The 23471-nt window shown below is 38.8% G+C and carries 22 protein-coding genes and 1 tRNA gene; 14 read left to right on the top strand and 9 right to left on the bottom strand.

All coding sequences use genetic code 11. The features are described 5' to 3' along the window. From ABI367_RS12835 to ABI367_RS12825, 3 genes are all read right to left on the bottom strand, one after another. Positions 1-453 (bottom strand): YceI family protein (locus ABI367_RS12835; RefSeq protein ID WP_462230822.1); only part of this gene is annotated, 453 nt, incomplete at its 3' end. A 4-nt stretch (positions 454-457) separates the two neighbouring features. Next, on the bottom strand, positions 458-1762 hold the full coding sequence (locus ABI367_RS12830; protein ID WP_462230820.1) for a hypothetical protein: 1305 nt from the start codon (positions 1760-1762) through the stop codon (positions 458-460). Continuing rightward, on the bottom strand, positions 1759-2400 hold the full coding sequence (locus ABI367_RS12825) for an RNA polymerase sigma factor (protein WP_462230818.1): 642 nt from the start codon (positions 2398-2400) through the stop codon (positions 1759-1761). The genes ABI367_RS12830 and ABI367_RS12825 overlap by 4 nt, the downstream gene beginning before the upstream one ends. A 248-nt stretch (positions 2401-2648) precedes the next feature. Here ABI367_RS12825 and ABI367_RS12820 point away from each other — a divergent pair, with 248 nt between their 5' ends. The 8 genes from ABI367_RS12820 to ABI367_RS12785 all read left to right on the top strand — a co-directional run bounded on the left by ABI367_RS12820 (position 2649) and on the right by ABI367_RS12785 (position 12077). Then, positions 2649-3446 carry a glycosyltransferase family 2 protein gene (locus ABI367_RS12820; protein WP_462230816.1) on the top strand — a complete coding sequence of 266 codons (798 nt, stop codon included), beginning with the start codon at positions 2649-2651 and terminating at the stop codon, positions 3444-3446. Positions 3447-3451: 5 nt separating this feature from the next. Beyond that, entirely contained in the window at positions 3452-4912 is a 1461-nt protein-coding gene (locus ABI367_RS12815; protein ID WP_462230814.1) for an oligosaccharide flippase family protein, read from the top strand. Between the two features lie 107 nt (positions 4913-5019). Then, on the top strand, positions 5020-6669 hold the full coding sequence (locus ABI367_RS12810) for a hypothetical protein (RefSeq protein ID WP_462230812.1): 1650 nt from the start codon (positions 5020-5022) through the stop codon (positions 6667-6669). Then, entirely contained in the window at positions 6659-7618 is a 960-nt protein-coding gene (locus ABI367_RS12805; protein WP_462230810.1) for a glycosyltransferase, read from the top strand. Before ABI367_RS12810 ends, ABI367_RS12805 begins: the two co-directional genes overlap by 11 nt. A gap of 4 nt (positions 7619-7622) precedes the next feature. Further along, positions 7623-8693 (top strand): glycosyltransferase family 4 protein, encoded by a 1071-nt coding sequence (locus ABI367_RS12800; protein WP_462230808.1) that lies wholly within the window; start codon positions 7623-7625, stop codon positions 8691-8693. Beyond that, positions 8690-9820 carry a DUF1972 domain-containing protein gene (locus ABI367_RS12795; RefSeq protein ID WP_462230806.1) on the top strand — a complete coding sequence of 377 codons (1131 nt, stop codon included), beginning with the start codon at positions 8690-8692 and terminating at the stop codon, positions 9818-9820. Before ABI367_RS12800 ends, ABI367_RS12795 begins: the two co-directional genes overlap by 4 nt. Continuing rightward, complete coding sequence (locus ABI367_RS12790; protein WP_462230804.1) at positions 9792-11039, top strand: O-antigen ligase family protein; 1248 nt, start codon at positions 9792-9794, stop codon at positions 11037-11039. Before ABI367_RS12795 ends, ABI367_RS12790 begins: the two co-directional genes overlap by 29 nt. A 117-nt stretch (positions 11040-11156) precedes the next feature. Beyond that, the gene (locus ABI367_RS12785; protein ID WP_462230802.1) at positions 11157-12077 is read left to right on the top strand and encodes a nucleotidyltransferase domain-containing protein; all 921 of its coding nucleotides are present in this window, start codon (positions 11157-11159) and stop codon (positions 12075-12077) included. 3 nt (positions 12078-12080) lie between these two features. Here the strand turns inward: ABI367_RS12785 and ABI367_RS12780 are convergent, their stop codons facing one another. Next, entirely contained in the window at positions 12081-12902 is an 822-nt protein-coding gene (locus ABI367_RS12780; protein WP_462230800.1) for a class I SAM-dependent methyltransferase, read from the bottom strand. Then, a complete protein-coding gene (locus tag ABI367_RS12775; protein ID WP_462230798.1) occupies positions 12902-14371 on the bottom strand; it encodes a B12-binding domain-containing radical SAM protein in 1470 nt (489 codons plus the stop codon). The genes ABI367_RS12780 and ABI367_RS12775 overlap by 1 nt, the downstream gene beginning before the upstream one ends. A 361-nt stretch (positions 14372-14732) precedes the next feature. On the opposite strand from ABI367_RS12775, the gene ABI367_RS12770 reads away from it, so the two are divergent. From ABI367_RS12770 to ABI367_RS12760, 3 genes are read left to right on the top strand one after another with little or no spacing between them, the layout of a single operon-like run. After that, on the top strand, positions 14733-15479 hold the full coding sequence (locus tag ABI367_RS12770; RefSeq protein WP_462230797.1) for a class I SAM-dependent methyltransferase: 747 nt from the start codon (positions 14733-14735) through the stop codon (positions 15477-15479). Beyond that, complete coding sequence (locus tag ABI367_RS12765; RefSeq protein ID WP_462230795.1) at positions 15466-15735, top strand: hypothetical protein; 270 nt, start codon at positions 15466-15468, stop codon at positions 15733-15735. The genes ABI367_RS12770 and ABI367_RS12765 overlap by 14 nt, the downstream gene beginning before the upstream one ends. A gap of 59 nt (positions 15736-15794) precedes the next feature. Next, positions 15795-16895, top strand: a complete 1101-nt coding sequence (locus ABI367_RS12760; protein WP_462230793.1) for a glycosyltransferase family 4 protein — start codon at positions 15795-15797, stop codon at positions 16893-16895. On the opposite strand, the gene ABI367_RS12755 is transcribed toward ABI367_RS12760, so the two are convergent. From ABI367_RS12755 to ABI367_RS12745, 3 genes are read right to left on the bottom strand one after another with little or no spacing between them, the layout of a single operon-like run. Continuing rightward, the gene (locus ABI367_RS12755) at positions 16884-17939 is read right to left on the bottom strand and encodes a glycosyltransferase (protein WP_462230791.1); all 1056 of its coding nucleotides are present in this window, start codon (positions 17937-17939) and stop codon (positions 16884-16886) included. The two genes, ABI367_RS12760 and ABI367_RS12755, sit on opposite strands and share 12 nt — an antisense overlap. Next, complete coding sequence (locus ABI367_RS12750; RefSeq protein ID WP_462230789.1) at positions 17929-19590, bottom strand: ATP-binding cassette domain-containing protein; 1662 nt, start codon at positions 19588-19590, stop codon at positions 17929-17931. The genes ABI367_RS12755 and ABI367_RS12750 overlap by 11 nt, the downstream gene beginning before the upstream one ends. Positions 19591-19641: 51 nt before the next feature. Further along, positions 19642-20817 (bottom strand): glycosyltransferase family 87 protein, encoded by a 1176-nt coding sequence (locus tag ABI367_RS12745; protein WP_462230787.1) that lies wholly within the window; start codon positions 20815-20817, stop codon positions 19642-19644. 102 nt (positions 20818-20919) lie between these two features. Between ABI367_RS12745 and ABI367_RS12740 the strand changes: the two genes are divergently transcribed. Then, positions 20920-21570, top strand: a complete 651-nt coding sequence (locus ABI367_RS12740; RefSeq protein WP_462230785.1) for a metal-dependent transcriptional regulator — start codon at positions 20920-20922, stop codon at positions 21568-21570. A gap of 5 nt (positions 21571-21575) precedes the next feature. Here the strand turns inward: ABI367_RS12740 and ABI367_RS12735 are convergent, their stop codons facing one another. Further along, the gene (locus ABI367_RS12735) at positions 21576-21929 is read right to left on the bottom strand and encodes a hypothetical protein (protein WP_462258085.1); all 354 of its coding nucleotides are present in this window, start codon (positions 21927-21929) and stop codon (positions 21576-21578) included. A 149-nt stretch (positions 21930-22078) separates the two neighbouring features. Here ABI367_RS12735 and ABI367_RS12730 point away from each other — a divergent pair. Both ABI367_RS12730 and ABI367_RS12725 read left to right on the top strand, forming a co-directional pair. Beyond that, positions 22079-22152 (top strand) — tRNA-Asp (locus ABI367_RS12730). 501 nt (positions 22153-22653) lie between these two features. Then, on the top strand, positions 22654-23471 hold an 818-nt coding region (locus tag ABI367_RS12725; RefSeq protein WP_462230781.1), incomplete at its 3' end, for a phage integrase SAM-like domain and Arm DNA-binding domain-containing protein.

Raw genomic sequence — 23471 nt, 5'->3', positions numbered from 1 at the left:
GTCAACACATTTTACCATAAACTCAGATGTCATGGTTATTGTGCCGTTATTTACCGTAAGGGTACCGGGTATACTGCGATTTTGCTTAACTCCATGCACATCCAACTCACCAACTACGGTTATGGGGTAACTGCCGTTTTTGGTAACATCAATATGCTCCTGTACTTTACCTTTAAATGTAGCCTTTGGGTATTTATCGCTTTCCAGATAATCGCTGTTAAAATGTTCCTGCATCAGCGATTTTTTGAATTTAAATGAGGTAATATTTACACTGAATACCAAATCGCCGGTTGTGGCATTAAATACCGATGTGCCAGTTTGTGTATTGGCGGCTATGTCCTCTATCGGCGCTGATGAAAAAAGGCTTATATCGGCGTTTTTACAAGCATAAAGGTCCTGTCCCGCCTGGTTGATGCTCATCCAGGTAAGTAAAATAATAATGATATGTTTCATAATGCTACGGTTTTGTCAATGAATTTATGTTCCAGCTTAAACCTAGTGCCACACCTGCCGATTGCAGCTTTACCTGGCTTGCGCCGATGTTGGTAAGTGGTAGTTTTAAATAAGGCTGTACAGTTACGCCCACTTTTGAATTAAGTTGCCGCTGATAAGTAGCCTCAAGGTTTAATATCCCGAATAGGTATCTGCCCGGCGATGCTATGGTATAACTGCGAGGCCCCCTGGCGGTAGGGTCGGCATAATCGTAATTATAACTTTCATGCATCATTAAATAGGATGATACACCTGTACCTACACTTATTTTATTTTGATGTTTATTAAATACCTGGTAATCTATATTTAATGGTATATCAATAGCGCGGCAATCGGCCAATACATTAATAGGATAGGTTTTAAAAGTATAGCCTGTGCTATGGTAATTTTCAAAAGAGGTATTGTAAGGCTTTTTAGCGTACCCAATTCCGGTACTTATGGTAATCTTATGCATATTTACCGAAAATAATAAACCGGCGCTGGTGCCTGTTTTACCACTGGCAAACGAGTTTACCCCATTTATTTCGGGCGCACCCATAACAGTTAGTGCAAATTGCGGATGCGCTATGCTTGATGTTGTTATAATTTTATTACGCTTTGCTGCTAATATTTTAGCATAATCATTATTTTCAATTTCATGTGTTGATGGACTAACGGTGCTTATGTATTGCCTGCTGGCAGTACTGGCGTCAATACTAATATCTGTGTTAAAAGCAACCAATTGGTCGGCGCCGGTACCATTAATGTCCGGTTGGTTATTTGGCATTGTTGTAATACTGGATGGCGCGGTAACTTCACCGGGATTTGTTTTGTTTTTAGTGCTTACCTTTCTTTTATTAACTAAGTTATCCGCATAAACATCTTGTTTATTTATAGCTATTGTATTATGAATCGGTTTAATAGCTTTAACGGTTGTTTGGGCTATATCGGTATTTGGTGCAATAACTTTTGCCGGGGCCGTGCTATTGGTTAAACCGCTTGCTGTATCAGGCTTTTGTATTTGTTTTGGGTGCGTAACTACTGCCATTTGTGTCGGTTTTTGTCCGCTATTAGTTTGCTGTGGCTTAAACAACCACCAACCTAACAGTAACAATAGCATAGCGGCTACACTGCTTATAACAGGCAGCCAATAAACCATTCCGCGGCGCTTTTTATTCCCGTCAAGCAGTTGCTCAAGGTTATCCCAGTCGTCTTCCCTAAAACCGGTTTCATTAACCGGATCGGTAAGCCCGCGCCTGAAAAGTTTATCTATATCTTGTTCGTTTTTCATTCTCTGATTCCATTACTATAATACACCGGCCCAACAGGCGAAGCATTTATGGCCACTACTGGTGCATAATCAGTTCCGCTGCCGTATTTTTTGTCATTGGCCGGCGAATCTGCTGTTAATATCATTTGTTTTAATTTCTGTCTCGCTTTAAAAAGATTTGATTTAGAGGTGCCTATATTTATATTCAGCATGTCTGAAATCTCTTCGTGCGAGTACCCGTCAATAGCAAAAAGGTTAAATACCGTACGATATGCCTGTGGCAATTTTTGCACCATGGTCAGCAAGTCATTATAATTCAAATTGCTGTCTGTATAGGTGCCGTCATCCAGGTGCTCTGCGGTTTCCAGATCGTCCGAGTAGGCCATTTTAAGATTGGCACGATAATGATCAATAGAAACATTGGTCATTATACGGCCAAGCCAGGCTTTAAATGGGCGGTCGGCATCAAAGGTTTCAATTTTGGTAAAAACCTTAAAAAATCCCTGGTTCAATACCCCGGCTGCTTCATCGCGATCGCTGGCATAGCGCAGACATATAGCCATAGAAAAACCATAAAATGCCTTATACAGCATTTTCTGACATTTTCTGTCCTGCTTAATACAGCCTTGTATCAGTTGATGTAAATCTTCTTCTACCATTGTGGGTTAAAACCTGGTGATATTACCTTTTGTACAGTATCACGATGATTAATAACAAAAGGTTGCCTGCATACATAAATTTAGTATAACAATCTGACAATCAAAATAATTAATTAGCTGTAGAAAAATAAGATGATCATAAATATAAAATATCAACACTTAAAGGCAACCTTTTACTCTTTTATACCGTGATGATGATACCCCTAACAATATATAGTTTAATTTTTACTCAATAACGGTATACGCAAATGATCCCTGTTTCTGTAGTTATTATTACCAAAAACGAAGCTGAAGTTATAGCTAAAAGCATTAATGCCGCCAGGTTAATAACGGATGATATTATAGTTATTGATAATGATAGCGACGACGATACAGAGGGCATAGCATTATCAAACGGGTGCAGGGTATACCAAAAAGCATGGGGAGGGTATGGTGCTAATAAAAACAAAGGTGTTGAATTGGCCCGGCACGACTGGATATTAAGCATTGATGCTGATGAGATACCCGATGTTGAGTTGGTATTAGCTATGTACGACCTGAAACTGGAAGATGAAAATGTGGTGTATGATTTAAAATTCAGGTCGTACTTTGGTAAAAAACGTATTCGTTTTGGCAACTGGGGACGCGATCATCATATCCGCCTGTTTAACCGTCGGCAGGTGCGTTGGTCAGAACCGCTGGTGCATGAAACACTGGTATTACCAAAGCATATTAAAACCGAAATACTTACGGGCCATATTAACCATTACTCGGTAAAAGACAACCTTGAATGTGTTAATAAGGCGGTTTATTATGCCAAATTGAGTGCATCCAAATATTACCAAAGCGGCAAAAAAGCAAACCTGGTAAATATGTATCTGTCGCCGCTGTTTAGCTTTTTTAAAAACTACATTTTGCTACTTGGCTTTTTAGATGGCCGCGAGGGTTGGGACATTGCCAAAACCATTTATAAAAACAGGTGGCTTAAATATCATTATCTTAACCAATTAGAAGGCGCCGACAAGAAAAAAGAATACGTTAAACATGATTTGGCGGTTGAATATTAGCCATTATGCTGCTTAGAACCAAAATTGTACAAAACCTATCTGCCAATACCCTACAACTGGTTAGTAACCAATTACTGGGGTTGGGCATATTCTACACTTTATCTGCAACGCTAAATAAAAACAACTTCGGGCAGCTAAACCTGGCATTGGCCATTTTACTGGCGGTATTTAACATACTTACTTTAGGGATGGATCAGTTAATTATAAAAAGGGTTGCTGGTGGCGCATCTGCCAGGCAAATGCTCTCGTTATACCTGTTTCATGTATTAATAGCCGGTGGTATTTTTTACGGTTTGTTGCTTGTTGGATGGCTCATTATTCCCGCCAATAACATTTATAATTTAATACTGCTTATAGGGATAGGCAAACTGCTTATATTTTTTTCGACCCCGTTTAAACAAATAGTCAGCGGTATGGAGCGGTTTAAATTACTGGCCCGCATGCTGGTAATTTCTAATTTCATCCGTTGTATTTGTCTGGTTGTTTTAGTGCTGCTACATGCGGTAACCCTGCCCTACATCATCAGTATATTTATTGCCGGAGATGGTATTGAGTTGCTGGCAGGTATTTATTTGTTTAAAAAAAACACAGATGTACCTTTAACTTTTAAATGGGATAAAGGCGCTTATGCCCAACTGTTACACGAGGCTATCCCACAGAGCGGTGTGGTGATAATTGCTGCGGCTTTGGCCCGATTAGACTGGATATTTGTTGGGTTTCTGCTATCAACCGTAAAACTGGCTGAATATAGTTTTGCCTACAAGGTTTTTGAAATGGCTACACTGCCATTATTGGCCATTGCGCCATTACTTATTCCATACTTTACCAGGCTTTTTAAGCAGGATAATTTTGATGTAGGCCGCTTAAAGTTTTTATTGAAGATGGAACTTGTTATAGCAGGCTTTACAGTTTTGCTGCTCAATATATATTGGGCTCCGGCTATTGACACCCTAACAGCCGGAAAATACGGCGCGGTTAATTCGGTAACCATCTTTATTTTGAGTTTGTGTATACCATTAATGTACCTGCAAAACTTTTTATGGACGTTGTTTTTTGCGCAGGGTAAGCTAAAAATGATATTACGCTCATTTATCTTAACCTTACTGATAAATATAGCCGCGGATATTATACTGATACCGCTTTATAAAAACGAAGGTGCCGCCGCCGGCTTTTTATTGTCATGCCTCGCTCAAAATCTTTTCTTCCTCAAAAAAAATAATATTGCCGGGTTAAACAACAGTTTACAGCAATTAATAGTGTGCCTTGGTTGTGCATTAGCCGCTGTTTTTGCCGTTAGGGGCGGGTATTTAAATGCATGGCTTATATTTCCATGCTGCATAAGTATTTATTTTATTTTATTGATCATTACCCGGCAACTAAGTTTTGCCGATAAAACACAATTAGGCGCTATATTACATCCCATAAAATCTTTTCATGGAGGTAATTCGTTACCTCAAAATAGTTAAAAAGCGCCAATCCTTCAGGCAACCAATACCTTGTTCAAGCCGTAATCTTTTATAGTAAATGGGGCTAATTGTGTCCTCTCCCTAAATACTTTTAAAGTATAGTAAGAATGAACAACAGCGCTACTTTTTTCGACCTTAAAAAGCTGAAAGGCTTTGCCGATTGGAAATTACTATTGTTGTTGCTGTTGTTTTTAAATGTAAAACTTGCCGTAAAAATCCCGGCAATAGCATTAATCTATATCCTGCAGTTTGATTTTAAGTTTGGGTTCAGTTTTAAAAATTCAAGGCTGCCATTGTTTTATCCTTTTATGATAGTTATTGCAGTTGTTAATGTTTTTATTAACAAAAGCTACGCTGCCCCTAATTATTTGCCGGTTATAGCTATGGGTGTATTTTTCTGGCTGCTGTGTATACTGGCTATCCACCAGGTTAAATTAGCAGTAGAGCAAAATGATGTCAAATCTATTCATAATACGCTGCTGGTATTTTTTATTATTAATATCATCATCTCATTTTTTAACCTGGCTGTCATAGTTGTCGAAACCGGCACTATTAACCCATATACCTACCAGGGAGAATATCAAAAATACTTTTTAAGCACCGGCGATTATATTAAAGGACTAACACTTGATACTTCAACAACCAATGCCATAATTAATGCTTTTGGTGTTTTATATTTTTTTATACGCCGCAAGCCGGTGATGTTATTGCTGTGTATGGTGGTATTGCTATTAACAGGCAGTAATTTTACTAATCTGGTAATCCTGGTTATTTTAATATACCTGTTTATTTTTAAAAGTGATAAAGATCAAAAAAGCCTGCTAATGGTGTGCGGTATGTTTTTTGTGGTTTTTATGGCCAAAATATCACCGCAAAATGATCGCTATGTTATTGAAACTTTTAAAAAAATGGCTAATGTTAAAAGCAAACGTATAAAGCCTGATACATTAGCATTACCCCTTACCCAACGGCCCGATAGTGTGTTAAATTGGGAAGAAAAGCGACAAAAAATGGCCATGCTTTACCTGGATAGTATGAGGGCTCTTAAAACAACAAAACCTCAAGCACCGCCTGCAAAAAAGGCAATTTTTATAACCGATGCCGGGCAGGTATATATACCTAAACCCTATTTACATGTACCATTATATCAGGGCAGTGTAGCCACGCCTGTGGCTCAGGTACCGTTGCTTAAGTTTATAAGCACGCATAAAAAAGAACTGCCTTTAGCCACAAAAACCAATCCTGCTTTTTCAAAACCGGGTAAGGTAACCGGTATGATGCAAACGTTTAATTATTTAAAGCAGCATCCCGGTAAAATACTGACCGGTAGCGGTGCTGGTAATTTTTCGTCAAAGCTGGCATTTAGGGTAAGTGGCATAGGTGTTACGGGCGGATATCCAGCCAGATACATTTATATCAACCCCGATTTTGAGCATAATCATCTCGACCTGTACTTAAAATTTTTTAGCAGGCGTGGAGATTTTCATTCGTTAACAAACAGCCCTTTTTCTGTTTACGACCAAATGCTGGCTGAGTACGGCCTGTTAGGTTTGATAGCCTTGTTTACCAGCTATATATGGTTTTTTGCCAGGCATTATAAACCACTTACTTATGGTATACCCATAATGGTTTTAATGCTGATGGTATTTTTTATTGACTATTGGTTTGAGCAGCTATCTATAATAATACTGTTTGAGCTGTTGCTTTTTTTGGATATCAAAGAAGGGCAAAGCAGGGAGGTTGATTATGCAAAGTAAACCGGCCATAACTGTTTTAATGCCTGCCTATAATGCGGAAAGGTATATAAAAGAGGCTATTGACTCTGTTTTGGAGCAAACCTATACCGATTTTGAATTTATTATAGTAAACGATGGCTCGACCGACAATACGCTGAACATTATTAATGAGTACAATGACGAGCGGATAATTGTTATTGACCAGCCCAACCAAGGGGTAGCCATAGCATTGAATACAGGGTTAAAGCATTCTCGTGCCCCTTACATAGCCCGCTTTGATGCTGATGATGTATGTTATCCGCAACGGCTGGAAAAGCAGTTGCGGTTTTTACAAAACAACCCCGAGTATATTTTAGTAGGCAGCGATGTAGAATACGTTTTAGAGAATGGCGATTTCCTGTTCAATTTTAAATGCATTGCCCATACGCATGAGCAAATAGTAGAAAAACTATATTTCTATTGCCCGTTTGTACACCCGGCGGTGATGTATAAAAAAGAAAGTATTTGCTATGCCGGGGGCTACCCCGCGAATGCCCACAATTTTGAAGATTATTTACTGTGGACGAAACTGGCAAATGCAGGTAAATTATTTAACCTGCCTCAGCCACTTATAAAATATCGGCTTAACTCTACATCAGTAACCATAGACGAAAAATGGCGCGGTAAACGTTTTCGCGCACTTAAACGCAGGGCTGTTAAACGCGGTTTAATTACGCAGGACGAAAGCGAGGAGGTATTAGCCATTATTAAAAATCAGGATGTGCGAAAAATACGCGAAAGTGCTTACCACGCTTTATGCGGTAAAAAGTTTTTAACTGATAATTACCAGCCACAAAAATCGCGCGGCCATGTTTGGCGGGCTATTAAAATTTACCCGCAACGGCTGGATAATTACTTGCTTTATACGTTAAGTTATTTGCCCGAAAAACTGATTACCTGGATGCATAAACTAAGTCCAAATAGATTGTAATAAGATGAAGGTAGCATTAATAGCCAGATCGACTTTATATAACGCCCCCGGTGGAGATACGGTGCAGGTACAGCAAACCGCGGCGCAGTTGAATGCCATTGGTGTAATGGCGGATGTGAAGTTAGCCAACGAAATTATTGCTTACCAGGATTATGACCTGCTGCACTTTTTTAATTTGATACGCCCGGCAGATATATTATATCATAGCAAAAAAGCCGGAAAGCCGTTTGTGGTATCAACCATTTTGGTTGATTACAGCGAGTATGATAAACATTACCGGACGGGTATTGGCGCGTTGTTTAGCTATCTGCCGGGCAATAGCATCGAGTATGTAAAAACAATAGCCCGCTTTTTGCTCGGGCGCGACCATTTATCAAGCCCTGCTTATATATGGCTGGGGCAGCGCAAAAGCATATTGCAGATATTAAAAAATGCAGAGCGGATATTACCTAATTCAGAATCGGAATACCGCAGGGTAATAAAGGCTTACCCCGCCCCGGTAAAATATAATGTAATACCCAATGGTATAAGTCCGGCGATGTTTAAATATAATGGCACTTTACCCAAGGATGAGACACTGGTGCTTTGTGTAGCACGTATTGAAGGAATAAAAAATCAATACAATTTAATAAAAGCTTTAAATAATACCCGATTCAGGTTATTAATAATTGGTGCGTACAGCCCCAACCAGTTGGCTTATTATAACCGGTGCCGTGCTATTGCCGCAGCCAACGTGAGTTTTATTGATCATTTGCCGCAGGCCAAATTGGTAAAATATTACCAACAGGCCAAAGTGCATGTTTTGCCCAGTTGGTTTGAAACTACGGGACTAAGCTCGGTAGAAGCAGCAGTAATGGGCTGCAACCTGGTAATAACAGATAAAGGCGATACCCGCGAATATTTTGGCAATGAAGCCTTTTATTGCGACCCTGCCCAGCCCGAAAGTATTTTAAAAGCGGTTGAAAAAGCCGCTAAGGCAACCGTTAACCTATCGCTTCGCAAAACAATAATAGAAAAATATACCTGGGCCCATGCTGCGGCTCAAACACTTAAAGCATATCAATTAGCTATATGAAACTACGAATAGCCATATTAGGAACAAGGGGTATACCCAATCACTACGGGGGGTTTGAACACATCTCTGAGTATGTTGCAGCGGGGTTAGCCAAACGTGGACATGCCGTTACTGTTTATAACTCACATAACCACCCTTATAAGGCAAATAATTGGAACGGTGTAAAAATAAGGCATTGTTATGATCCTGAATATATAATGGGCGCAGCCGGGCAATTTGTTTATGATCTTAACTGTTTGATGGATGCACGGCGCCAAAAATTTGATGTGCTTTTAATAATGGGCTATACCAGCAGTTCTGTTTGGGGAAGGCTATACCCTAAACAAAGTACCATTATAACCAATATGGATGGCCTGGAGTGGAAACGCTCGAAATACAGCAAACCCGTACAAAAATTCTTAAAATATGCCGAAAAGCTGGCAGTAAAATACAGCCAGTATTATATATCCGATTCATCTATTATTAAAACCTACCTGGCCGATAAGTACGAAATAGACAGTCGCTACATTCCTTATGGCGCTGACTTGTTTTCTGAGTGCGAAAGGGAGCAGCTTACCCCAAAGGAAGCAGCTAAAGAAGACTATTTTTTGCTGATGGCCCGTATGGAACCGGAGAATAATATTGAAACCATATTACAGGGCTTTAATAACAGTAATTCGAGCCGACAATTTAAAGTGTTGGGTAATACTGATAACCGCTTCGGTAAGTTTATTACCCACAAATTTAAAAATGACGAGCGCATAGAGTTTAAAGGCGCTATTTATGATACCGCGCAGGTGCGGTTATTACAAAATAACTCCTACCTGTATTTTCACGGGCATAGTGTTGGTGGCACCAACCCGTCATTACTGGAAGCAATGGCCAGCGAAGCATTGATTGCCGCGCATAACAACCCCTTTAACCAATCGGTTTTACATACAGATGCTTTTTATTTTTCAAATGCTGGCGACGTGTGTAACCTGGTACAAAACGTACAGCGGCACAATCATGAAAGTATGGTTACCAATAACCTGCACAAAATAAAGCATCACTTTAATTGGGATAATATTGTTGATCAATACGAGGAGTTTGCATTAGAGTGTTACCTGAGAAATAATTATGAAAAATATATTATTAACACAAGATAGCCTAACCAATAAAATCACTTTTTATCACCTGGCATTTCTGCTGGCAAGTCTGCCGTTTGACAGATTTTTTAGTCATGTAATATTAATAAGTTTTGCCCTGCATTTACTCATTCATTTAAAGCGAGCTTCTGTTAAGCCCATATTTACAGTCAGAAATTTAATACTAACGTCCGTATTTTTTATAACTGCAATTAGCACAATTTATACTACCGAGCCCGCCAACGCCTATAGCGAGCTGGGCCGACATGTTACTATATTGCTGTTTCCGGTACTGTTTTGCCTTACATCATTCGATCTAAAAAAATATCAGCCTAAATTATTGCTTGGTTTTGCCGTAGTATGCGCGCTTACTATTGTGTATTTATATATATATGCTTTTTACCTCATCAGGCATTACGGACTGCCCTATAACGCTATTTTTTCGCAGTCGTTTACCAATCATAATTTTTCGGCACCTATTGATATGCACGCCACATTTTTTTCTATGCAGATAGCTGTGGCACTGATTTATCTCATTTCGATATTAGTCAAACAAAAACTAAATCGTGGCTGGTATATTTTATGTGCAGTTATCTTGGTGATAGGTTTAATACAACTATGCTCAAAATCAGTTTTTGTCACATTACTATTAATTGTAAACCTGGGCATACCTTACTTTTTGCTACAGCAAAAAAGGCGTCTAAAGTACCTGTTTGTGGCTTTATCCTTCACAGCTTTAATAGGCATAATTATCTACGCTGTACCAGTATTAAGGCAGCGTTATATAACTGATCTTCACACAGATCTCTCATCATCTGCCAAGGGCAGATTACTGGAGCCGCGCGTGGCCCGCTGGGGCGAAGCTGTTAAACTTATTAAGCAGGCTCCTTTAATAGGGCATGGCGCAGGTACAGAAGTGCCCATGCTGCATGAAAGCTTTTTTAAGCAAAAATATTACAGCTCGTTTTTAAAAAACCTGAATGCGCATAACCAGTACCTGAGTTTTTTATTCAAAGCGGGTATATGGGGTTTACTTGTTTATGCGTGTACACTTATATATGGTTTTAGGGTAGCGGTTAAAAAGCACGACCTGTTATTTTTTACTTTCATGCTGCTTATAGCGTTGGTATCCGTTTCTGAAAATTTGCTGGATGTGGATAAGGGTGTGTTTTTTTACGCGTTTTTCTTTTCGTTTTTTATGTTTTCTACAGATGATAAAAGTATTTCGGTTAAAGCATAACCACTATAATTATTTGCGGTTACAGGCAACCCAAAACCGAGTAGCAACGTCATGATTATAGACAACAACAATTATGGTTTTTAGCAATAATACCATATCGATTAATTCATAAGTCCGGTGATAGAAATAAAAGACGACATATTATCCACCCTTGCTTATTTTGACATATTCAACTATCCGCTAACCTCGGGAGAAATAAATTTATTTCTGAAAAATAAATATCACCAAAACGAATTTGACTTAGCCATAAAATATCTGGTTGGTAATCACCACATCTTTCAATTTGGTGGTTTTTACACACTTAAAAATGATTATGCGGTTATTGAAAGGCGAATAAAAGGAAATGCAAAAGCTGCCGAGTTGATTAAGATTGCCGAAAGAATAAGCACCCTCCTTATTAAATTTCCATATGTGCGCGGCATAGCTATTTCAGGTTCATTGTCAAAAAATTTTGCTGATGAAAAATCAGATATCGACCTGTTTATTATTACCGCGAAAAACCGTTTATGGATAGCGCGTACCTTAATGCATGCGTTTAAAAAATTAACCTATCTGGTTAATAAGCAGGATTATTTTTGCATGAATTATTATATTGATGAAGAGCAGTTAGAGATAGTTGAAAAAACGCTGTATACAGCTATTGAAATTGTAACGCTTATACCGTTGCAAGGCGATGCAGTGATTGAGCATTTTTATACTGCCAACACTTGGACGCGTAATTATCTGCCCAATAAAATTATGCGGTTATCATCGGCAAAGCCGCTAAAACCTTCTTTGATAAAACGTGCCTTTGAAACTATGCTGAATAACCGCGCAGGTAATTATATTGATAATGTATTACTTAAGATCACTACAAACCGCTGGCTTAAAAAAGCCCGGCTTAAAAAATTAAACGCGCATGGAGGCGTTATGGCAATGGCTACAGCTAAACATTATGCCAAACCAGATCCTAAAGTTTTTCAAACAAACCTGCTGCGCCAATACGAAAACAAAATAGCCCATATTTTGCATCAGGTACCCAGTAGCCTGGCACAATAAAACTTATTTTTTTACAAGGGTGATGATATAATAGTCACCAATTGATCTAAATAGCCGGGTACTTTTAAAACGGGCTTCCAGTAAAGTTAAAAGACTATATAAGCGAGGATGCTTTTCTGCAAAACCCTCCAGATATGATGGTGGGACAATGGTGCATAAGCCTTCAACAGCCAATACCTCGAATGAAGGGTTAAGTGTGTCAATAATGTATGAGGGATTGTAATACCAGCAATTAAAATAGGCGCCCTCTACATGCGCCCTCACCCCATTTTTACTGAACCAACGGCGCGTAGCTGTTTTAAATTTGCCTTTAAATAATAGCAGTGATTCCCACAAGCAAAATTTAGGCAAAACCACCAGGGTAACTTTACCACCCTGCTTTAATAATTGTGGCAGAGATAGCAATACTTTATCTAAGTCACCCGTACAATTCAGGCCCGCAAAGTTGGAGAATATATGATCGTACTGGCCTTTGTTTTTTAGCAAATGCAATTGGGTAAATGAGCACAATTCATTACTAATTATATGCGATAAGCTATGTTTGCCGACTTTTGCTTTTAGTTGCTGCTGCATACCTGCTGATATATCAGTGGCATGCACGTGGTGGCCGTTACCGGCAAAAAACACGGCATCTTCACCGGTGCCGCTGTTTAACTCTAAAATATTTGAGCAAGGCTGCAGATACTTTAACACATGCTCGCGTACCCTTTGGCGCTTATAATTAACAATAGTATTGTCCGAATAAATAGCATCGAATACGCCGGATTGTGCGCTAAATGCTTCCGCGGCACACCGCTCATTTATATGACTAATGGCTGCTTCCATCAGGTTTTTTCAAGTTGCGATAATTTAAACCGTTCAATATAAGTGGCGGGGATATAGTATAAAAACGATAATGCCTTTTTTATAACGCGTGCATTGGTATGCAAAGGGTCCTTCAATAATTTGAACAAACTGTTTTTGGCCAAGTGTTTATGATAATTGCGATGCACGTAACGGTGTAATTGTTTATAAAATAATGGCTGGAAAGTATTGCTGAACATGAGTGCCATCTCGTCCGAATCGGTCCAGTTGGTTTTTTGCTGTAGTTGGGCTCTTACCTTTTCATAAAATACTGTTCCGGGCAGGGGGTATGATACCGATATGCCAATTTCATATGGTAGCAATTTATTTATCATTTTAATAGTTAGCGCAATATCAGCTTTATCCTCGCCGGGGTAACCAAATTGAATAAAGAACGATGGCTTTATACCGGCTTTTTTCATGGCAAGGGTAGCATCATTTATCTGGGCCACGGTAATACCCTTATCCATAGCATCCAATATTTTTTGTGAACCGCTTTCGGCACCTATCCAGGCATTTTCACAACCCGATGCCGCCAATGCGGCTACAACATTCACGTCCGTTAGCAAGTCGGCCCGCGATTGTATTTTAAAACGTATTGCTAAATTTTCCTGCTGTACCAATCGTGCAAATTCAGCAACCCATCCCGGTTTTAAGCCAAAAATATCGTCACAAAACCATATATGGTCAGCACCATAAATCTGCGTAAGCAGCTTCAATTCCTGCACTACATTTTGAGGGCTGCGCGAATTATACCGACTGCCATAAATAGGCTTGGCGCACCAATTACATTTAAACGGGCAGCCACGGGTAGTACTCATATTTAAAGAAAAATAACCCGCATTGTTTAGCCAGCTTTGCCGGTAGGTGTCCATATCAATCAGGTCCCAGGCAGGTATTGGCAGGGTATCCAGATCTTTTATTACATTTCGTGCTATTGTTTTGTAGGGTAAATGGTCTTTAATAAATGCCAACCCTGGTATGGTACTATGGTCCTTTTCTCCCGCTTTGATATGATCAATTAATTCAAGCAGGGTTTGTTCGGCTTCGCCTATAATCACAAAATCAGCACCTTCTTTTAAATAGGTTGTATAATTATCGGTAGCGTCAGAGCTGGAAACAATTACCTTACAACCCCGTGCCTTTGCCATTTTACACATGCTTAATGCAGCCTGGCGCATATTGGTAAGACACATTTTGGTGAGGTAGTTAAAGCCGTCATCATAAATAACAAAAAATTTGGGCAGCATATAGTCCAAAACGGCGCTTACCTCATCAGGGCCATCGGTAAACATCGTATCAAATAAAGATACCCGGTACCCTCGGTCGCGCATTAATGCAGCCGCATACAAGGTGCCCAACGGCGGATAAGGCTGCCCTAATTCCAATTGTTTAGGGTCAAACCTTAAAAAGTACGAGTGGGTAAAAAGTATTTGGCTCGGGTGCTTCATTATATGCGTTACGTCTTTAAAAGTTAAGTAGTTGTCTGCTGGTTATTATAGTTTATGTTTTTAGGTGATAAAAGATGGTCATTTTAATAACGGCTATTTATAAAATAGTGGCGGGTTTTGCCCGCCGCTATTGAAAATAATAGTTGACCTAACCCAAATCAACTAACTAAAAATTCATAGTACAGTAGTTACGCCCTTGTTTTTACAATGGTTGCCTTACCAATAAAAAAATTGTGGGCAACCTTTAATAGAGACTGTACGTAATTTAAATATACTGAACGATAGGGGGAACATCCTGTACAAAGCGCTTTGCGACTGTGCGCCAGCACAGGATACCCCGCTCGTTCTTCACCTAAAAACTATGATAGCTACACTAAAGAATATGATCCTGAAAAATGTTTTTCCGGTAAGGGAAAAGCCATCAACCGAGGCTTATGATTTATGGTGTAAGGACTATGATGACCAGCATGGCAACCTCATGATGGATATGGATGAAGCCATATTAGCGGAGCTGTTGCAGCGGGTAACTGTTACCAACAAGCAGATAGCCGATATTGGCTGCGGCACCGGCAGGCATTGGCCCAAACTTTTCAGACTGCAGCCTGCGGGCTTAACAGGGTTTGATGTTTCGGCGGGGATGCTTGGCCGCCTACATCAAAAATTTCCGACGGCCCATATCAGAAAAATCAGAAACAACCTGTTTGACGATGTGGAAACAGGCAGTTATGATATGATCCTGTCAACGCTTGCTGTTGCACATATTGAAAATATTGGCGAGGCATTACAGGCATGGAGTCGTATATTAAAAACCAGGGCGGATATAATTATAACCGATTTTCACCCAAATGCCCTTGCTTTTGGAGGTAAAACAACATTTGAGCACAACAACAGCCAGATAGCAATACAAAACTTTGTGCATTATATATCGGATATTGAAGAAACGCTGGCGCAAAATAACTTTCATGTAGTTAATAAGATAGAACGTGATGTAGACGAATCAGTAAAACATTATTACACCGCTAAAAATGCCCTGCACGTGTACGAAAAATTTAAAGGTTCGCACATGATATACGGTATTCATTTAAGGCGTGGCTATGATACTGAATAATGTTACGACTATAAATGATACCCAGCCGGTATCTATCCGCGTTAAGCCTAATAAAATTGAACGAATTGATAAAAGTGTGGATGAGGAAGTACATCTCAATTTTACCGATGCTATTATCTTGCCCGGCTTGGTTAACGCACATGATCAGCTCGATTTTGATTTATTTCCGCAGTTAGGTAGTAATATTTACAATAACTATGTGGAGTGGGGTAACTATATCCACAAAAATTATAAAGAGGCAATTTACCTTCTTTAATTAGGGGCATAGTAAAATATTATCCGGATATGCCTGTAACAATTGATTGAGGATGTATTATGAGATTTGTTTTCGCTAGTTATGTTGTAACTAAAGAGTTTGATAACCCTCAGGCGTGGCTTGAACGTATTAAAATTTATGCAAATATACCGACCAAAATAGCCCAAAATCACGAAGTTTTTAGCATCGAAGAAATAAATTACGAGGGCGAGCTTATTAAAGAAAATGTTATTTATAAATTTTTGCGCTTGCCGGCTTCCCGCTTTTATGCTGCTGTTAAATTGAATAAATATATTGCCGCCTTAAAACCTGATATTGTAATCATACACGGCCTGCACTTCCCGTTACAGGTAATTCACCTACGTTTATTACTAAATGGAAAAGTAAAAATAATTGTGCAACACCATGCTGAACAGCCCTTTAAGCGATTTAAAAAAAACATTCAACGTTGGGCAGGTAAGTGTATTGATGCCTATTTATTTGCTTCGCGCGATATGGGGCTGGATTGGGTAAGTAAGGGCAATATAACATGCCCCGAAAAAGTACATGAGGTAATGGAGGTATCATCGGTGTTTTATCCGGTGGAGAAAAGGGTTGTAAAAGCACAGCTAAAAATAACCGGCCAACCCGTGTTTTTATGGGTAGGCAGGCTTAATGAAAATAAGGACCCTTTAACGGCAATCAATGCTTTTTTAAAATTTGTTACTATAGAGCCCGATGCCAGGTTGTATATGATATATCATACTGAAGAATTGCTATCACAGATAATACACTTGTTAAATAACCACGCTGATTCATCTGCGATAACATTAATTGGCAGGGTACCCAACCATGAACTTTTATATTGGTATAATAGCGCTGATTATATAATATCAGCATCGCATTACGAGGGTAGTGGCACGGCTGTATGCGAAGCCATGTCATGCGGTTGTATTCCCATTGTAACTGATATATTTTCTTTCAGAATGATAACAGATAATGGCAATTGCGGTCTGTTGTACAAAGCAGGAAATGAAGGGGCGCTGTTATTGGCATTAAAGCAAACGCGGCAACTCAATGTTCAGCAAACGCGCGATAAGTGCCTGGCATATTTCAACGCCAATCTATCTTTTAATGCCATCGCGAATAAAATAGTAGCCATCGCTTCATCACTCAAATAATTGCATCATAGCTTTTGCATTATCCTGTATAATATAGGGCAATACCCGCTGATGATTTAAATTTTTATCAGCTAATAGTTGCTGTGTCATCTCTAACATTTCTGTTCTATCTGCTGCTATATACCAATTAGGGATGATGGCTTTCATAGGCTTTACAAAGCTTATTACTTTTGCACCGGCATACAATGCCTCCAAACAAACGGCGCCAAAACCTTCATAGCTTGAAGGGTGTAAAAATATTTTGGTGCGTTGCATAGTTGCCAGGATATTATCGTGGTCAAGCCAACCCGGCAGGGTTACCTGGTTTTCAATATTCAACGCTTCAATCATTTGCTGTAATTGTTTCATCTGCGGGCCACCACCGGCAATAACAACTTTAATGTTAGGATACCGCGGTTTTAGCGCAGCAATAACCTCTAAAAAAATAGTATATTGTTTTAACGGCTTTAATGAACCCGCGCCTAAAATGTCAATGTCCTTTACTGTTGGGGCGTTACCAAATAAAGCGGTATCAATACCTACGGGTATAATATGTTGGGGTGTTATATTATAATTACGGCTAAATTCATCCACAATAAAATCAGACAACGCGATAAGCGATTCGCCGGCGGGTTTTATGCGGGTTACATATTTATTACCGGCTTTTGCATCCTGTCCCAATATCCAGGTATAATGTTTAAGGTGATGTTTTTTAGCGAAATTATGGCCTATAAATGCGCATTTGCCCAACCAAAAACTTAACAGGCCAATTATATGGTGCTTTTTGTTTAGTCGGCGTAAAGTTAGCCATACCCGCAGCCCGGTATATAAACCATGAATACGCCCATTACCCGGCGACCCAAAACTGATAACCTTAACCCCATGCCACCAATATATTTTTGATATAGCAGGGTATTGAAAGGTGAGTACTATGATATTTAAACTAGGATAAGCGTCTTTAAGCGCCTTAACAAATATTTGTTGGGGGGGCGTAAAGATGCTATCGGCTTCATTTGCCGGAAACCCTGGCGTAAGTATTACCAATGTTTTAAGCTTATTTTCCATCTAACAAAATTAATTTGTTGCAATAGCTTAAACTGCTTGTATTGTGTGTAATTAATAAAATGATTTTACCTTTTTTTACCAGCAGTTGCAATTGCTCCAGCATTTGTTTTTCGGTAGCGTCATCCATTTCGCCGAAAGGTTCATCTAATATCAAAACATCAAAATCGGTATAAAGCGCCCTTGCCAGCATAATTCGCTGACGCTGCCCGCCGCTTATATTTTTGCCATTTTCGGTAATGATCTTATTTACCCCATCAGGGTATTGTTCAAGCAGGGTATCAATACCGCAAATAACTAATATTTGCGATAGCCTGTCGGCATCATATTCTCCATCGGTAAGTACAATGTTTTTTAAAATACTATCATTAATAAAAAATGGTTGTTGTTTAACATAGGCTATTTTAGACCAGTATAGTTTAAGAGTTTGTGCATTAGCCGGACGATTATTTATGCTGATGATACCTTTTGCCGGCTCTAAAAATCCCAGCATTAAATTTACTAAGGTGGTTTTTCCCAAACCCGATCTTCCGGATATTCCTATCAGATCGCCCATGGATATATCCAGATTAAAATTGCGCAATACTAAGTGTTCATTATAACTGAAATTAACCCCTTCAAATTTTATTGCGGTAATGGTTGGGCTAATTATATCAACAGTTGTTACATCCTGCTTTTTATCCGGAACAAGGTCATTAAGTATAAATGTGTAGGTTTTTATCTGGCTGATATTATTCAAAATTTTAACTATGCCGGGTATTATTTTATAAGAAGCCGCCATAAAAATGCCGATGCTCAGGAGGTCGATAGCCTGCTGATGCGGGGCGGTTTTGTTAATAACTATCAATATAAAAAATCCAAAAACAGCAAAAATCTCAATCAATCTGGATGATAGCCCCTGCAAGCTTTGTTGCGTAGCTATATTGCTGTTAAGTTGTTGTTGATAGCTATAATATCTATCGGCAAAAAAGGAGTTTTTATTATAAATATTGCTTTCAACATATCCTGACAAAGCTTCCTGCAGGTGCTGTATGGCCTTTGTATTGGTTGCTTTTATTTGCATGCGTATAAGTTTTAGTTTGCGCTTAATAAGCCAGGCCAATAATATTACCGGGGGAGTTAACAGGGTAAACAGTAATATAAATAAAGAGGGGTGATAAAAAAGTATTGCGATAATAGTAAACAATACCAACATTCCTTGCGAAACTATTTGTTGAAGATTGGTAAGTATATAGCTGCTGAACTCAATAGGCTGGTGAGTTATTTTTCGGATAAGTATGGAGGAATCAACATGGATAAATTTAGTATAGTCGCCCTTTAAATAGCGCCATATATTTTGTTTTGAAAGGCGGGAAGATACGCTATAAAAAAATGAATTTTGAGCATGGTTAACCAGGTAACCTCCCCAATTTTTTAAAATGAACACTAACAGAAAGAGGCCTATTACCCATAATGAATTTTTAGCCGGTTCAATACCCAATAACTTAACGTTAATAGCAGTGCTTTTTGTATAAAAATTTATGATGAGCAGCAGTACACCTAAAAATACAATATCCAGCGCGCTAATAATAAAGTCAAGGCATATCAATAAACCAGCCTTTAATTTTTCTTTCCTGGTAAGTATGTTAAGTGTGGTTGTAATTAGGGTCTTCAAGTGCAATAAGCCAATAAGCGGGTTTATTGCAAGTACGTTGGCGGGTTAATTTTAGTTGCCTGTAAAAAGTTGCGATTCATGCTCAAATTTTCTGGTAAGCATTTCGTAAATTATTTTTAACCAGATAACAAAGCACGGTAAAGCAATTAACGCATAAGGTATAATATAGTTAACACGGATATATCGTGGAATGACATCTGAGTTGGAAAAACTGCTTAACAATAACGCAAATAGGAGCAGGGCAATATTAAAACCACCGGCAGGTTTAGGCAGGTTAACAAACCATATAGCTACTCCAATAAAAGCAATAATATAGGTAGGTGGCTCAGACCCTGTACTATAAATTACTGTAAATATTAAGGTAGAAGCCAACATAAGCAATTGATAATGCACATTGCGCCAGTATTTTATTTTGATAAATGATAAGCTAAATAAAAGTAACGCAGGAGCCAGTATAGCCATATTAGGTAAGTGCGGGTAATGAAATATTTTACTGATCATCCCCATCACACATACATATCCACGGGTTGATTGCAGGTTGGCGGCATTTTTAAGCAACAGGTCGGGGTACCAGTCGTGATAGGTGGCCATAATAAATGCCGGCGAGGATAGCAGCATAGGCAGCAAAAATAAAACTATGCCCCAAAAAAACATGCCTAAAACAAGTTTAAGTTTGTTGTTGGAGAAGAAAAAGAATGCCAGCCCAACAATACCATAAAGCTTAATTGCTGTACCTACAACAATTGCCAGCGCTGCCCAAAAATCCTGTTTGTTCTTGATAAATATAAAGCTGAAAATAACAAGTGCTGTTATTAACGGGTTAACCTGCACATTGCCTGATGAGCCCATTAAGCTGTTTGCATTAAGCAGCAATATAATTAGCCGCTGGTTTACTGTTAATGGCAGCATCATTATGGCTTTATACAATATCCAGGCGTTAAATAATACCCAAAGTATAACGCCTATTTGATCAGGAAAGAAAGTAAATGGCGCTATTACTAAAGCAAATACCGGCCCATAGTGGTTAAGGTCAAAATAATATTCAGGTTGGGGGCCAAACAGGCTATGCTGTTGTATAAGGTTTAAAAAATTGTGTTTGTAAATTATATAATTGTTGTAGTTGGCAGGGCCTGCTAAAACACCTTTAATAACAGCAAACGCACTTAATCCAAACCATAGGGTAAGTATAAATGGTTTATTGTTAAATAATGTCTTTATTTTATGCATATATAAAAAGCGAAAGTACAAAAAACCAATAGGCATATACTGCTTGTTATTAAGTTTATACCCTGATTTTTACAATGCTTTAAATAATTTACATTTGTATATATGCACACCCTTTCAGAAGAGAATTATTTAAAGGCTATTTATAGGTTATCTCAAAAAAGTAAAAAGATAACACCTACAGCAATTGCCGAAGTGTTAAATAACAATACAGCCTCGGTAGTTGACATGTTAAGGAAACTAACCGACAAGCAGTTAATTGAATACGATAAAAAAAGTGGTGTTGTATTGACCAATGGCGGGCTAACTCACGCGGTGCTAATTGTAAGAAAGCATCGGCTTTGGGAGGTGTTCTTGTTGGATAAACTTGGCTATCATTGGGACGAGATACACGAAATTGCCGAAGACCTTGAACATATAAGCGATGCGGACCTTGCCGACAGGCTGGATAAATTTTTAGGATTTCCTAAATATGACCCGCATGGCGACCCTATACCCCAATCGGACGGTAAACTGCCTGAAATATATTCAGTAACATTGGCTGATTTGGAAGCGGGTGGCAAATGCCGTGTAGCAGCTGTAAAGGATACCAGCAGCGCCTTTTTACAATACCTGCTAAGATTAAATATAGGTATTGGTACCCAAATTCAATTAATTGAAAAAATCTCTTTCGACCAATCATTAATAATAAAAATTAACGGGACCGAAAAAACTACCGTTTCGCAAAAATTTGGCGAAAGCATACTAATTAACTAAGGCTTTTACGAAGCCTTAGCCAATTTGATAGTAGGTATATCCCGGTATACCTGTAAAGTAGGCTTTTGCCTGGCATTATCAATAGTAATAAATTTTTGTTTGAGCTGTCTGAATAGTTCGAAGCTATACGTATCATTCATGGGTATAGTACAACCGTTTACAGATTGGGGATGAAGTTCCAATACGGTATTTTCAACCATAAGGTTAAGATGATTGATATGGGTAAGACCGGTTTGCCTGTCTGTATCAAATATTACAAATGTGTCAAACCTATTGCCCTCGTTATCGGTGTAAATCACCATATCGTTTTCTTTGTAATGTGTCATCTGTAGTGTTTTATAGTATAAATGATTTGCCATGAGTAATACAATTGTTAAGCCAAAGCATGATATTTGTAGTTGATAATTATTTAAAAACCACGTTTAGAGGCAGATATACGTATTTTATTAAGTTTTTAAAAAAATACCTTGTGTTATAAAAAATGGTCACTATATTTGCCAACCCAAACGGAGTGGTAGTTCAGCTGGTTAGAATACATGCCTGTCACGCATGGGGTCGCGGGTTCGAGTCCCGTCCATTCCGCTAAAAGAGCCGCAAGGCTTCGTAAAACGCTTAAATCATCTGGTTTAAGCGTTTTTTTTTGCTCAAAAAATCGCATAACTACTCAGGTTTTATGACTCGGCAAGGTGGCCTATTCGGTGCCCTGTTTCTAATAACTAATTTAGCCACAAATTAACGTTAACTAAATGGTATTCAATTATTTAGATGGTTTTAATTTGGGTTGAAAACAACTCAAAACTACCCCAAATTCTGACTCTTTGAATACCTGGATTTCGGTTGATATCAAAGCACCTCAACTGACCTCATCGATCTGGGGCCGAGGGTTCCGGTCCTTCTGGGACTGACGGAAATTTCGTCCAAAAAGTGACCTTATCGGTGACCTGTTGGGACGCTTTGATTTAGGTCACCGAATACCGAGGTAAACAGTTGATTTTAAAGTACTTAATATGACAGAAATGACCTCAAAATGGCTCATTTGAACTCAAAATTAATGTAGTTAAACAATTTAAAATCAAATGTGGTATGAAAAGCACACAAAGGTTCTCAGTTCTCATCTGGGCTGACAAGAGAAAAACAGATGCTAAAGGTAATGTTCCCCTTTACGCCAGAATTACTTACCTGGGAAAAAGGGCGGAAATCTCAATGGGACGTAAAGTTGATCCGAACAAATGGGATCCTGAAGCAGGATTTGTAAAAGGTCCCGGTCAGGAAGTCAAGGACATCAACAAAGAAATTATTACAGTTAACAATGAGATCCACGCGGCCTTTATGGATCTTAAGCAAACGGATGACTTTATTACCGCCGAAAAGATCAAACAAAGATATGCCGGTGAAGACACTCCTCAGCGGATGTTACTGGAAGTATTTGATGAACACAACAAAAACGTGGAGGAACTGGTCGGCAAGGACTTCGTAAAGGCTACGCTGACTAAGTACAACACCGTCCGATCTAAAACAGCGGATTATATCCAACACAGGTTTAATAAGCCTGACATCTATCTGGAATCGATCGACTATGCTTTTGTGACCGGATTTGAAATGTATCTCAAAACTGAAGATGGCATTGAACATAATACCGCCATGCGGTACATGAAGAATTTGAAGAAGATCGTTAACCTGGCCTTTAACCATGGATGGATCAGAACGAACCCATTTAACCTTTTTAAGTGTACTTACAAAAAAGTAACACGTGTTGAATTGGAATGGGAAGAAATTATCCAGCTTGCCAATCATCCATTTACCATCAAACGATTAGAAGAAGTCAGGGATACCTTTTTATTTTGCTGCTATACGGGCTATGCTTTTGTCGATATTGAAAAACTTACGCCGCAGAATATCTT

It is taken from the genome of Mucilaginibacter sp. (genome assembly GCF_039935595.1).
Taxonomy (GTDB): Bacteria; Bacteroidota; Bacteroidia; order Sphingobacteriales; family Sphingobacteriaceae; genus Mucilaginibacter.
The sequence above is the reverse complement of the archived record's forward strand: the minus strand, read 5'-3'. Positions and strand labels throughout refer to the sequence as shown.

Excerpts from the sequence above, each read along its gene's own strand:
- ABI367_RS12830 (WP_462230820.1), bottom strand. The coding sequence starts at position 1,762 with ATGAAAAACGAACAAGATATAGATAAACTTTTCAGGCGCGGGCTTACC.
- ABI367_RS12825 (WP_462230818.1), bottom strand. The coding sequence starts at position 2,400 with ATGGTAGAAGAAGATTTACATCAACTGATACAAGGCTGTATTAAGCAG.
- ABI367_RS12820 (WP_462230816.1), top strand. The coding sequence starts at position 2,649 with ATGATCCCTGTTTCTGTAGTTATTATTACCAAAAACGAAGCTGAAGTT.
- ABI367_RS12815 (WP_462230814.1), top strand. The coding sequence starts at position 3,452 with ATGCTGCTTAGAACCAAAATTGTACAAAACCTATCTGCCAATACCCTA.
- ABI367_RS12810 (WP_462230812.1), top strand. The coding sequence starts at position 5,020 with ATGAACAACAGCGCTACTTTTTTCGACCTTAAAAAGCTGAAAGGCTTT.
- ABI367_RS12805 (WP_462230810.1), top strand. The coding sequence starts at position 6,659 with ATGCAAAGTAAACCGGCCATAACTGTTTTAATGCCTGCCTATAATGCG.
- ABI367_RS12800 (WP_462230808.1), top strand. The coding sequence starts at position 7,623 with ATGAAGGTAGCATTAATAGCCAGATCGACTTTATATAACGCCCCCGGT.
- ABI367_RS12795 (WP_462230806.1), top strand. The coding sequence starts at position 8,690 with ATGAAACTACGAATAGCCATATTAGGAACAAGGGGTATACCCAATCAC.
- ABI367_RS12790 (WP_462230804.1), top strand. The coding sequence starts at position 9,792 with ATGAAAAATATATTATTAACACAAGATAGCCTAACCAATAAAATCACT.
- ABI367_RS12780 (WP_462230800.1), bottom strand. The coding sequence starts at position 12,902 with ATGGAAGCAGCCATTAGTCATATAAATGAGCGGTGTGCCGCGGAAGCA.
- ABI367_RS12775 (WP_462230798.1), bottom strand. The coding sequence starts at position 14,371 with ATGAAGCACCCGAGCCAAATACTTTTTACCCACTCGTACTTTTTAAGG.
- ABI367_RS12770 (WP_462230797.1), top strand. The coding sequence starts at position 14,733 with ATGATAGCTACACTAAAGAATATGATCCTGAAAAATGTTTTTCCGGTA.
- ABI367_RS12765 (WP_462230795.1), top strand. The coding sequence starts at position 15,466 with ATGATACTGAATAATGTTACGACTATAAATGATACCCAGCCGGTATCT.
- ABI367_RS12760 (WP_462230793.1), top strand. The coding sequence starts at position 15,795 with ATGAGATTTGTTTTCGCTAGTTATGTTGTAACTAAAGAGTTTGATAAC.
- ABI367_RS12755 (WP_462230791.1), bottom strand. The coding sequence starts at position 17,939 with ATGGAAAATAAGCTTAAAACATTGGTAATACTTACGCCAGGGTTTCCG.
- ABI367_RS12745 (WP_462230787.1), bottom strand. The coding sequence starts at position 20,817 with ATGCATAAAATAAAGACATTATTTAACAATAAACCATTTATACTTACC.
- ABI367_RS12740 (WP_462230785.1), top strand. The coding sequence starts at position 20,920 with ATGCACACCCTTTCAGAAGAGAATTATTTAAAGGCTATTTATAGGTTA.
- ABI367_RS12735 (WP_462258085.1), bottom strand. The coding sequence starts at position 21,929 with ATGGCAAATCATTTATACTATAAAACACTACAGATGACACATTACAAA.